Below are 12,128 nucleotides of genomic sequence, written 5' to 3' on the forward strand. Positions count from 1 at the left end.
AGCAGTTAAGCCCGCCAGAGCCGATGGTATTGCCGTAACAGGCGTGAGAGTAGGTCGGTGCCGGATTTTATTAAGCCCCTTTGCGTTCGCAAAGGGGCTTTTTTTTTTTTGCGATTCCTGCTTCAATTTGTACCTAAGCCCAACAATCCAGTGTGGCAGGCTCCATTTATTTACGTCATAGCTAAATTGGAGAGCTGCGGGTATCTTATTTGTTCCGCTATTGTCAGGTTTGATCCGTAAATTAGCCCTGAAACAGGTTGATCCTGAAACAGGTTAATATGGAAACAAAGCGATATGATGCGGTAGTGGTTGGATCCGGGCCAAATGGTTTAGCGGCAGCAATTACGTTGCAGCGGGAAGGATTGTCGGTACTGCTGTTGGAGGGCAAGTCAACTATTGGGGGTGGTATGCGCACCGGTGAGCTTACCCTGCCAGGGTTTCAGCATGATGTATGCGCGGCTATTCATCCGATGGGTGCGGCATCGCCGTTTCTGAAGTCACTGCCGTTGCAAGAATTCGGGTTGGAATATATCCATCCGGAAGTGCTGGCCGCGCACCCTTTTGATGACGGTAATGCGGCAGCGCTTTATCAGTCGCTGAACGCAACCGCCGAGGGGCTCGGTGATGACGGGGCAACATACCGTAAACTCTTTTCTCCCTTAGTGAAGGCGTGGCCACTTATTGAACATCACGTCTTAGGGCCGATGCTTAAAATGCCTCTAAATCCCAGACGGTTGGCTTTATTTGGCATGAAGTCACTTCAGTCGGGCAAAGGGATCGCGGCTCGATATAAGGGCAAGGAAGCACGGGGATTATGGGCTGGTATAGCAGCGCATGGGATGATACCGTTGGAGGCGTTTACCTCTTCGGCCATTGGTTTTGTCTTGACGATTGCGGGACACCGTGACGGATGGCCTTTATCAAGAGGCGGCTCCCAACGTATTGCAGATGCGTTGGGAGGTTATTTTCATTCGCTTGGCGGCACCATACAGACCGACACCATGGTGGAGAAGCTGGATAATCTTCCTCAAGCTAGCGTGATCCTTTTTGATCTGTCACCCCGGCAACTGCTTGATATTTGTGGTGAAAGGCTTTCTCCATTTTATCGATGGCAATTGAACCGTCATCGATATGGCATGGGCGTGTTTAAGGTAGACTGGGCGTTGAGTGAACCTGTTCCGTTTACAGCTGAGACAGCCCGCAGGGCCGGCACGGTACATCTTGGGGGTACATTTGAAGAAATAGCCCGGGGTGAACGGGAAGTCTGGCAGGGGAAGCATCCTGATCGTCCATTTGTCCTGTTTGCGCAGCAAAGCCTATTTGACGAAAGCAGGGCACCAACCGGCCGTCACACCGGATGGGCGTATTGCCATGTGCCTAATGGCTCGATTCAGGACATGACCGATAGGATAACGGCGCAAGTTGAGCGTTTTGCTCCTGGTTTTCAGGATATTATCCTGGGTATTAATGCTGTTAATACGGCAGCCATGGAACGCTATAACCCGAATTATATTGGCGGCGACATAAACGGTGGCGTTATTAATATTGCGCAGCTGTTTAACCGTCCGGCACTTCGTTTTTCGCCCTACCGCACATCAGCCAAAGGCATATACATCTGCTCAGCCTCCACCCCGCCGGGGGGAGGGGTGCATGGTATGGGAGGCTATCATGCCGCTAGACAGGCATTAAAGGATGTCTTTAAAATCGACGTGGCTCTTTCACGTTAGAAGTCAAATTCGTAACTTTAGTGCGTTTGTGACCTAACAATACGGCCGGTGGGTAGAAAATAATACACTGGAAACCTTCGCGGTGCTGCGCATAAGGCGGTGTAGCACATAAAAATTTGATGGATAAGGAATTATGGTATTAAGAACCAAGATTATGTTTGCGGCGTCAGTAACGCTCCTGGTCGCCTGCAACCAGCCGTCCAGCAGTGACAGCGATGCAGGGCGTATGGTAAGTACAGACAGTGCAGCTACCTGCGTCGCTCATGGTATTCCGTCGCGGGCAGCGGCAATAGCGGAGTCCAGGGCTTCACACAGCTTCCTCGGAGCTGACGATGCCCGGATGGTTTACATCGAGGGTGGGGAGTTTGAAATGGGATCTGAGGATTTCGCTGACGCGAGCCCGGTTCACAAAGTGACTGTAGATGGCTTTTGGATGGATGAGCATGAGGTGACTAATGCACAATTTTCCCGGTTCGTGGCAGCGACAGGCTATCAGACGGTGGCTGAGCGACCGCTGGATCCGAAGAACTTTCCCGATGTGCCACTTGATGCATTGCAACCCGGTTCGGCGGTATTTACACCGCCAGCGCGGGTTGCGGGCTTAAGCAATCACCTTCAGTGGTGGCGGTACGTTGTGGGTGCGAATTGGCGGCAGCCCGAGGGCCCTGGGAGCAGCATAAGCGGGCGGGAGAACGAACCAGTAGTGCACATTGCCTATGAGGATGCGGCGGCTTTCGCCAAATGGGCGGGCAAGCGGCTTCCTACAGAGGCGGAATGGGAATATGCTGCGCGTGGCGGCAAACCCAACAGCAAGTATTATTGGGGCGATGAGCTGAAGCCAGGCGGAAAGTGGGTCGCGAACGTTTATCAGGGTGATTTTCCAACCAATGATGCAGCTGAAGACGGGTACCGCGGGCTGGCGCCCGTCAAATCGTACGCGCCGAATGCCTTTGGTTTGTACGATATGGACGGCAACGTGTGGGAGTGGTGTGCTGATTATTATAGGCCCGACTTTTATAGCAATAGCCACGGCAAAAATCCCCAGGGGCCATCAGATAGCTACGACCCTATGGAACCTGGACTGGTAAAACGTGTGCAGCGAGGTGGGTCATTTCTGTGTAACGAACAATATTGTGAACGGTACATTGCAGGCAGCCGTGGCAAAGGCGAGGTGAGCAGTGCTAGTAATAACCTTGGGTTCAGATGTGTGAGTGATGATCCCCCTCCGGCAAATTGACCCACTGCTGCTCCTGCCGATGGATTGCTATATTGAAATTATTTATACATGTCATTAGCTAGACAAAGGCTCACTGAAGATTGGGCCGTTGTGATATTGGGGTTTGTTATCATCTTTTCGACTATCGGAGGACTTGCCATTCCGATGCCGAATTACAAATGGACTGACCATGATGCACTGCAATCATTGTTTTCGACCGGCAATTTGCTAAGTGTCCTTTATCAATTTTTCTTTGCTTATGTCATTGTCATTGTAGGAGCGGCCATGGTTGGGAGGCCTGCCAGGCCCCAACTTTCAGGCTTTCCTATGGTATTCGCGCTTACCGTGGGGGCATTGTTGCTGGCGGGAAATGCAACGTTGCGCGACTTAGGATTGGAGACTGTTATCTTTAGTCTGTTCATTGGACTTTTGGTGGGCAACTTGTTTAGGTTACCGGAGTGGTTCAGGGCATCGCTCAATGCGGAGCTGCTTGTAAAGATCGGATTGGTACTGTTGGGAACGAGTGTGATTTTTTCAGACATTCTGAAAGCGGGCTCACTGGGGCTCGTGCAGTCGCTGATTGTCGTACTGTCGGTATGGTATTTTGCCTTTTGGCTCTGTCGGAAACTGAAAGTCGATAAGGAATTGACGATGATGATATCGAGTGCGGTCTCCATCTGTGGCGTTTCGGCAGCCATCGCAACGGCGGGTGCAATCAGGGGTGATTCCAAGAAGCTGTCATACGTGGTGTCGATGGTTTTGATCACAGCAATTCCCATGATGATTGCCATGCCTTACGTGGCTCGTAAGTTCGGCTTTTCAGAGGAAATGACCGGCGCATGGTTGGGGGGAAGCATCGATACAACGGGCGCGGTGGTTGCTTCGGGTAGCTTGGTCGGCGAACGGGCGCTGGAGATCAGTACAATTGTCAAGTTTTCACAGAACGTGCTGCTTGGCATCGCTGCATTAGCAATTTCCGTCTACTGGACCTATCGCGGTGCACCAGATAACGGACAGATAGAAAAGCCGGGACTCCGGATGATTTGGGAGCGGTTTCCGAAATTTGTTCTAGGCTTTTTAGCCGCGTCCCTGTTGTTTTCTTTTGCATTGGAACCGAGTACGGTAAATCAGGTAAGGAGCGGTCTAAAAAACATTCAAGGACTGTGGTTTGCGCTAGCGTTTACAAGCATCGGCTTGGAAACAAACTTCAAGGACTTATTAGGTAATAACAGTGCAAAGCCTTTTTGGGCGTTTCTTATAGCGCAGGCGTTCAATATACTTGTTACTTTGGCCATCGCCTGGTGGCTATTTGGTTGACGTGAAGGAACCAATAATTGGCCGGCGTGCTCTAAATATGTAAAAAGCCGCCGGATACGCTTTACGTCGCGATGAAGCTCGACAGTGGAGCCTAAAATCGATCATACGGGGTGCCTGACGGTGATAGCTGCAAACCGGGGAAGGAAATTGCGCCGGAATGCCGTGCACAATAGCCCATTCGATGTTATATGATGCAGCATAATCCAGTTCGTCGTATCCGCGGCCAGAGACGAATAATTTCCCGCCTGCGGTTGCTTTACTGGCATCGGGTTTATCGTTGGTTAATGTGATTGTCAAGACATCGTCATAATCGTGAATAAAAGCCAATTTGCCCGATGTGCACAAAGGCGTTGGGTGCGGTATTCCGAAGTAGAAATTGGTTCATGTACCCTGCCTCAAGATCAAATCGGGGAGAAAGCCGATATCCAAATGAGAGATAAGCGCGGTTTTGATCGAAAAATCGCCCATTGAGCGTGTTTTTGTTTTGAATATTGAAAAAAAGTTCGTTCTGAAGCGATATAAACAAACCGCGGTCAAATTTTTTTTCAAGAGGGGAATTAACCGGAATAATACCGCGGATGAAATACCTTGCTCGTTGGGCAAAAGCCGTTTCATCCGGCCGTTTAAGAAATCGTTGTTCCAGCCGAAAGCGGTGCTGGACGGAGAATCCCAGTAGTTTATCGCTGATAATATATTGCTGCCAAATGCGGTGTTCGGTTAGCCGTCGGCTATTGTCGGATAGCTCGTTGGTCACTAATGTAGTAGCATAACCCATAGACGCGGTGTGCCGTTCATTGATATAATAGTTAACTCCCGGCCGGATCAGCAGGAGCGAACTGCTATTCCAGTCTTTTCCTGCCCGGAATTGGATGTCGTTGTTCATCCCCCATCTCTCCGAAAACTTGACATTATTGAACCAGGCGAACCAACTGTTGAAGGTGTGGTCTTGGGCCTGTGCGTACAGGGAGAGCTGTATAAATATTACGATTAGTCCCCATTTCCGAACAGCATGTTGCAACGGTAAATCCATGTTTTCTAACTGTTTGTTTTTATTGCTGAGTTATTTTTTTAGCGCCCTTAAAGTAATAAAAAAAAACAAAATTCGGTAGGAAGAATTTAACGCCTTGTCGGTTCGATAAGGACGGTATTTAAATAGGTAGCCTGCCCCCCTGCAAAGGTTTTGCTTCACGAAATATTGTAGCGATTAAGCTTCATAACATTTCGGCCTAACACCTTTTTTTTGAAAAAAGGACTCGTTATTCAACAAACTTTTATCTTTATGCATGATATAACCATATGATGCAGATGTTTCGTAGTTTCTTAAATCAATTATTGCCAGGGGTTATTTTCTTGGCAGGTGCGTGCAATCCATCATCCGGTACGCAATTGGCAGATGAACCGGCTCCCTATGGCCCAATACCCACACCCGCTCAATTAAATTGGCATGAAATGGAAATGTATTGCCTGATTCATTTCACTCCGACCACATTTCAGAACAAGGAATGGGGATTTGGGGATGCACCCGTTGAGCTGTTCAATCCGCAGAAATTTGATGCCAACCAAATTGCCGAAGCGGCTAGATCCGCCGGGTTCAACGGATTGATTTCTGTAGCCAAACACCACGATGGCTTTTGTCTTTGGCCCACTAAAACCACAGCATACAGCATTGCTCATAGCCCTTGGCGTAATGGGAAGGGTGATATGGTGAGGGAGTTTGAACAGGCGGCTCGTAAGCAGGGAATGCAATTCGGGATTTACGTATCTGCTTGGGACCGCAACCATCCGGAATACGGCAATGAGAAGTATGCCGACGCTTATCGCGAGCAATTGCGCGAATTATACAACGGTTACGGCGAGTTGTTTACCAGTTGGCACGATGGAGCAAATGGCGGTGACGGATACTACGGCGGTGCTAATGAAATGCGCCGGATCGACCGCTCCATTTATTACGAATGGGAAGAGAAGACCTGGCCTATTACCCGCGATATGCAGCCTTCAGCGGTAATCTTCAGTGATATCGGCCCCGATGTACGTTGGGTGGGCAACGAAAAAGGAATTGCAGGAGAAACCTGCTGGGCAACATTTACGCCGCTTGCCCCCGATGGAGGCAAGCCTGCCCCTGGGCATATCGACGAAAGATTTTTGGGAACCGGGCAGCGCGATGGCCGGTATTGGATACCTGCTGAATGCGATGTGCCGCATCGTCCGGGTTGGTTTTATCATCCCGAACAGGACCATCAGGTGAAGACTCCTGACCAGCTGTTTGACCTTTACCTCAAAAGTGTGGGTCGGGGTGCTGCTTTTAACCTCGGCCTTGCACCAACTACCGATGGGATATTGCACACAAACGATGTCACTTCGTTGAAGGCTTTTGGGGAGAAGCTGTCGAAAACATTCGGGGAAAATCTAGCCTTGGGCAGCACATTCGAGGCATCGAATATCCGCGATAGGCAAGAAAGGGAATTTGGCCCTCTTCATCTGCTGGACAACGACCGGTACAGCTATTGGGCAACGGACGACGAGGAAACTTCGCCTGAATTGGTCATTTCGCTGAAAAATGAAACGACGTTCGATCTCATTCGTTTGCGCGAAAACATCAAGTTGGGCCAACGGCTGGATAGTGTGTGGGTGGATGTGCGGCAAGCTGACGATTGGGTACCTTTGGCCATGGCCACTAGTATAGGGTCTAGTAGAATTATCCGTTTAGATGAGCCTGTTACAGCCAAGCAGCTTCGATTGCGCTTATTCGCGCCGGTTGCCATAGCACTAAGTGATTTTGGGTTGTTCAGGGAAGCCCAAGTAGCTTATCGTATACAAGATGTATACCGAACCCCGCTTAGCCGCGCGCTATGGACGGCCGTTGGCAGCCAGTTTGAGGGCGGGGATTCGCGGCTGGCTATTGACGGAAAGTGGGAAACGTTTTGGTATACGTCCGCCACGCAGCTGCCTGCGCATTTCGAGGTCGATATGGGACAAGCGGAGACCATCAGCGGTTTCAGCTACGTTCCCAGACAGGACGGCAATGCGGAAGGACTCATAAGCCATTACACTTTCGAGACCAGTGCAGACGGCACGATTTGGGAGATTGCGGCTGCCGGTGAGTTTTCCAATATTGTGGCCAATCCGATTGCCCAACACGTTGCGTTGGGGAGACAGCTCCAGGCGCGTTACTTTCGCTTTACGGTTTCAGCTGTTGCTAACGCTCCTTACCAACCGGTTCCGATTTCGATTGCGGAAATCGAGGTATATTAAGGGAGAGCTATAGTGCGCCCAATAGATTTCGCCACCCCACCAAGTTGCTGATAATCTCCTCCAGCTCGGAAGCGGCCACCCGTTCCTGTTCCATGCTGTCACGGTGACGTAAGGTAACGGTGTCGTCTTCTAATGACTGGTAGTCAACAGTGATGCAGAAGGGGGTGCCTATAGCATCCTGTCTTCGATAACGTTTTCCGATGGAGTCTTTTTCATCGTATTGTACGTTGTAATCGATCTTAAGCCGGTTGAGGATCTGCCTTGCCTTGTCGGGCAGTCCATCTTTCTTGGTAAGAGGCAGCACCGCTGCCTTTACAGGGGCCAGTGCAGGGTGAAAGCGCAGTACCGACCGGGAATCCTTTTTGTCGTCGGTACTCAAATCCTGCTCCTCAAACGAATTGCATAACACGGTGAGGAACAGCCGATCCAAGCCGATCGATGTCTCAATGACATAAGGCACATAGTTCTGATTGACTTCGGGGTCGAAGTACTGCAATTTTTTACCTGAATATTTTTGATGTTGGCTGAGATCGAAATCTGTGCGGGAGTGGATGCCTTCCACTTCTTTGAATCCAAACGGGAAGTCGTATTCGATATCCACTGCGGCATTGGCATAATGCGCCAGCTTAACGTGGTCATGATAGCGGTACCTCGCTGGGTCACCCCCGATGGCAAGGTGCCATTTCAATCGGTTTTCCTTCCATTTACCATACCATTCTAGCTCGGTGCCTGGGCGCACGAAGAACTGCATTTCCATCTGCTCAAACTCCCGCATACGCATGATGAACTGGCGCGCGATAACCTCATTGCGGAATGCCTTTCCAATCTGGGCGATGCCGAATGGTATCTTCATCCTTCCGCTTTTCTGAACGTTCAAAAAATTAACGAAGATACCCTGAGCGGTTTCCGGACGCAGATACACCATTTCGGCGTCTTCAGCGGAAGCACCCATCTTCGTCGAAAACATGAGGTTAAACTGGCGCACTTCCGTCCAGTTTTTGGTGCCGGATATTGGGCAGACGATGTTATGTTGTTCGATGATCGCCTTCAGCCGGGGCAGGTCGTCGCTATTCAGTGCCGCATCAAGGTCGGTTTGCAGCTGCTGCGCAACTTCCGTTTTGCCATCGGCCTCATAACGTGCAATTTGATCTTCGATGAGTTGATCCGCGCGGTAGCGCTTTTTTGAGTCTTTATTGTCTATCATCGGATCATTGAAGCCGTCTATGTGGCCAGACGCCTTCCAGGTGGTTGGATGCATGAAAATTGCCGCATCGATACCCACAATGTTCTCATGGAGCTGCACCATGGCCTTCCACCAATACGTCTTCAGGTTGTTTTTAAGTTCGGCACCCAGCTGTCCATAATCGTATACAGCGCTGAGGCCATCATATATCTCGCTTGAAGGAAATACAAAGCCATATTCCTTTGCGTGCGAAACCACATTCTTAAAGAAATCGTCTGTTTGCTTGCTCATAAGACGGCAAACATAGCCAAAATGCTTTGTATTCGCGAATACATCTTAAACAAAAATGGGCTGGAGCAAGCAGCCTGAATTAAGCGGTCACGGGGCTAATTGCTGTGCCGTAATCGCATAGACAGCGAAAGATGCCAGCCAGTGCTCCCCCATGTAGTCTCCGCTTGCTACATGCGGCAGTGCAGCTTCTAAATGTGTTTTTGCCAACGAAAAAAGTACCTTTTCGTTTCTACCTGCATGTTTGGCAATACCATACAAGCACCAAGCACGACTAAGGTTCAGCCCATCGAGGTGCACGAGCTTACCGTCGGTGCGGTCACTTACCGTGCCTGTTTCCAGGGTGACGGATTTTTTGAAAAGCGATGGCAGAAATCTTTTTACCCATTTCCTGTATTCGGCGGGGGGCAATATCCGCCACATCAGGTCGGCCTCTTCAAGGCAGGGACTTAGGAAATCCGCGCCTCCCGGTTCCCAGCTGATCGGACAGTCCGTGTCGCTCGCGTAGAAACGAAGGGCCGTGCTGCGGATGACCTCCTTTAACGTTATGTCATTGACCTGAGCAGCATAGTCATATGCGAGCTTCAACCCAAAAGCCAAGTTCGAGTGTTCGCCCACCCGTATAGCATAATTTATCTTGGGTAAGTATTCTTTGTATGATTGTGAAATTAAGTCAGCCATTGGCTGGAGATTCCGGCTTAATTTTCTGCCAACCGGATCATCCCATGATAACAGTTCGGCTTGAAGTTGCAACAGCCATGCCCATCCATATGTCCGCTCAAAGCTCTTGTTGAGTGCTGTGAAAAGCTTCACTTCAGTCGCGATATTTTCCGCACTCAGGTTTTCCGACAATGTACTTTTAATTTCTGCGGCTTCTGGCAAATCCGGAAAAAGCTTGAGTAGCCTTATCAACATCCAATGCCCATGTACGCTGCTGTGCCAGTCAAAGCATCCGTAGAAAGCGGGATGATAGTCAATGGGCGGACGGACCAGTGAGGAGTCGACAAAGACCACCCCTGTTTTGTACGGATAAGGTTGTTGGATGCAATGAAGCGGCAGCTGAGCGAGATGCGAGGCCCCTTCCAATGTAAGGGTGAACCGGTCTCCAATTGTTTGGTAGTGAACTCCGGGCTGTGCCTTGCAGACCCCGCAGGTCAACACGACAACGAGTGGAAAGATAAGATTGCGCATAACCATGAAAATCAACAGGCAAAGATATCAGTATACGGCTAAATACATAGCCTTTTACCGTGTTTAACGTTGGATCGGTTAAGATTTCTTGTTGCGTACGACAAAGTTGTCCGGAGGTGCATCATCTCCCCGCTTATTCGTTTCATAAATCCGTACCGTGATTAGGAAATACGACAGTAGTAATGGTCCGTAAACTAACCCCATTAAACCGAACAAGGGCAGGCCGATAATAACGCCAACCACGGTAATAATCGGATGTATATCACCGACTTTTTTGGCAATGATCAGGCGCAGTACATTATCAATATTGATTACTACCACAAAGCCGTATACCAGCAAGCCTATAGCGGCTACGTTATCTCCTTGCGTAAATGCGTAGACCGCAGCGGGCAAAAAAATGAGGGGCGGCCCAAGCAGGGGTATGAACGAGAGGATGGCACAGATCACTCCCCAAAAGAGCGGATCGTCAAAGCCGAATATCCAAAAGCCCAGCGACAGCGCGCCACCCTGCACGATGGCAATCAGGGTCTGGCCCAGCACGTTGGAATATGTGATGTTACGTAGTTCGAGGCCGAAGCGCATAGCGTTTTCCTCCTTAAAGGGCGAGTAGCGGAGCAAGCCGCGTTCAAATCCCCTGAAATTGGCAAAGATGAAGTACAGCAAGAAGTACATGACCGCAATGTCCAGGAAAAGGCTTGCCGCGCCACTGAGCAGCGACGTGAGTAGACCGCCGAGGTACGACGCACTTTTTTCGAGCTGTTCCTGAAGCAAATCCGGTTTTCCCAGCTTGTCACCGGCATACTCATTAATTGTATTCACCGTATTTTCTATCCACTGAGGATTTTTAACTAACGTTATTATCTTATTCGTCAGCATGGTGCCTATTCCCAAAAAGGGCAGTACAATGATGACAAAAGAAATAACCATAATGGTGACAGCGGCAATTGACCTTCGCCATTTCAACCGTTCAACCATCCAGATGTTCAGCGGCCTAAAGATGGTGTACATCACCATGGTGCCCAGCAGTGCGCCAATAATGCCCCGTACCGCGTAGGCGATCGTTGCGCCAAGCAGTATCAGCAATACAAGCGTAATGATATTACGTTCTTTTTGATTAAACACAGAAGTGGGCATACATGAGCGGCCGTTTACGACTAAACGTCAGATTTGAAGTTTGGTTTTCGTTTCGCTAAAAAAGCATCCACGCCCTCCTTGAAGTCGGGGGTGCCAAAGCATGCACCAAATTCTTCAATTTCCGTTGCAAACCCGCTTTTTACATGGCCAAGGCTGGCGTTGACCGCCCGGATCGCCGCCCGGATTGCGTTTGGCGAGCGCTCTGCGATTTGCTGGAGAATGCCTTCTGCTTTGGCAAGCAGCTCGTCGGGCTCCACCACATGGTTCACAATGCCATAGTCGTATGCTTCTGCTGCGGAAATCATGCCGCCTGTAAGAATCATTTCCATTGCCCTTGCCCTTCCGGCCAACTGAGTAAGCCTTTGGGTGCCGCCATATCCCGGGATAAGTCCAAGTGAAACCTCCGGCAGGCCCAATTTGGCATGGGATGCTGCAACCCGGATATGGCAGGCCAGTGCAAGCTCCAGACCACCGCCCAACGCATAGCCGTTGATCGCCGCAACGACGGGCTTTCCGGCGTTGTGTATCCGGTCAAACACCTTAGTCTGGCCATCGAGGGCAAGCGCTCGCCCCTGAGAAGGGTCGAACGACGAAAATTCGGTGATGTCTGCACCTGCCACAAATGCTTTAGGGCCTGCGCCAGTCAGTATGACGCCCCGTATGGTGTCGTCGTCCAATGCATCGGTAAGTGCTCGGTGCAAGTCAGCAAGAAGAGGTGTGTTCAACGCGTTAAGCTTGCTCTCTCTGTTGATAACGATACGCCGTAAACTGCTGTAGTCCTCGATTAACAAGTGTTTGTATGTCATCATAATTATGGGCT

Annotated in this window: 10 protein-coding genes; 4 read left to right on the forward strand and 6 right to left on the reverse strand. The window is 50.0% G+C overall.

All coding sequences use genetic code 11. The features are described from left to right. Window positions 1-278: 278 nt before the first annotated feature. The 3 genes from ACFOET_RS12735 to ACFOET_RS12745 all read left to right on the forward strand — a co-directional run bounded on the left by ACFOET_RS12735 (window position 279) and on the right by ACFOET_RS12745 (window position 4,260). Window positions 279-1,727 carry a phytoene desaturase family protein gene (locus tag ACFOET_RS12735; protein ID WP_379023214.1) on the forward strand — a complete coding sequence of 483 codons (1,449 nt, stop codon included), beginning with the start codon at window positions 279-281 and terminating at the stop codon, window positions 1,725-1,727. 133 nt (window positions 1,728-1,860) lie between these two features. Then, window positions 1,861-2,964, forward strand: a complete 1,104-nt coding sequence (locus tag ACFOET_RS12740) for a formylglycine-generating enzyme family protein (protein ID WP_379023216.1) — start codon at window positions 1,861-1,863, stop codon at window positions 2,962-2,964. A 48-nt stretch (window positions 2,965-3,012) separates the two neighbouring features. Next, the gene (locus tag ACFOET_RS12745) at window positions 3,013-4,260 is read left to right on the forward strand and encodes a YeiH family protein (RefSeq protein WP_379023218.1); all 1,248 of its coding nucleotides are present in this window, start codon (window positions 3,013-3,015) and stop codon (window positions 4,258-4,260) included. A 101-nt stretch (window positions 4,261-4,361) separates the two neighbouring features. On the opposite strand, the gene ACFOET_RS12750 is transcribed toward ACFOET_RS12745, so the two are convergent. Together ACFOET_RS12750 and ACFOET_RS12755 are read right to left on the reverse strand one after the other, a co-directional pair. Then, the gene (locus ACFOET_RS12750; protein WP_379023220.1) at window positions 4,362-4,526 is read right to left on the reverse strand and encodes a hypothetical protein; all 165 of its coding nucleotides are present in this window, start codon (window positions 4,524-4,526) and stop codon (window positions 4,362-4,364) included. Between the two features lie 38 nt (window positions 4,527-4,564). Further along, window positions 4,565-5,290, reverse strand: coding sequence for a DUF2490 domain-containing protein (locus ACFOET_RS12755; protein ID WP_379023222.1), 726 nt, complete (start codon window positions 5,288-5,290; stop codon window positions 4,565-4,567). Window positions 5,291-5,556: 266 nt separating this feature from the next. On the opposite strand from ACFOET_RS12755, the gene ACFOET_RS12760 reads away from it, so the two are divergent. Continuing rightward, window positions 5,557-7,512, forward strand: a complete 1,956-nt coding sequence (locus tag ACFOET_RS12760) for an alpha-L-fucosidase (RefSeq protein ID WP_379023224.1) — start codon at window positions 5,557-5,559, stop codon at window positions 7,510-7,512. A 7-nt stretch (window positions 7,513-7,519) separates the two neighbouring features. Here the strand turns inward: ACFOET_RS12760 and ACFOET_RS12765 are convergent, their stop codons facing one another. The 4 genes from ACFOET_RS12765 to ACFOET_RS12780 all read right to left on the reverse strand — a co-directional run bounded on the left by ACFOET_RS12765 (window position 7,520) and on the right by ACFOET_RS12780 (window position 12,117). Continuing rightward, window positions 7,520-8,986, reverse strand: a complete 1,467-nt coding sequence (locus tag ACFOET_RS12765; protein ID WP_379023226.1) for a glycine--tRNA ligase — start codon at window positions 8,984-8,986, stop codon at window positions 7,520-7,522. 87 nt (window positions 8,987-9,073) lie between these two features. Further along, window positions 9,074-10,174 carry a DUF2891 domain-containing protein gene (locus ACFOET_RS12770; protein ID WP_379023227.1) on the reverse strand — a complete coding sequence of 367 codons (1,101 nt, stop codon included), beginning with the start codon at window positions 10,172-10,174 and terminating at the stop codon, window positions 9,074-9,076. Between the two features lie 78 nt (window positions 10,175-10,252). Beyond that, on the reverse strand, window positions 10,253-11,296 hold the full coding sequence (locus ACFOET_RS12775; protein WP_379023229.1) for an AI-2E family transporter: 1,044 nt from the start codon (window positions 11,294-11,296) through the stop codon (window positions 10,253-10,255). 32 nt (window positions 11,297-11,328) lie between these two features. Beyond that, entirely contained in the window at window positions 11,329-12,117 is a 789-nt protein-coding gene (locus tag ACFOET_RS12780; RefSeq protein WP_379023231.1) for an enoyl-CoA hydratase/isomerase family protein, read from the reverse strand. Window positions 12,118-12,128: the final 11 nt, after the last annotated feature.

This window comes from Parapedobacter deserti (assembly GCF_042646065.1).
Taxonomy (GTDB): domain Bacteria; phylum Bacteroidota; class Bacteroidia; order Sphingobacteriales; family Sphingobacteriaceae; genus Parapedobacter; species Parapedobacter deserti.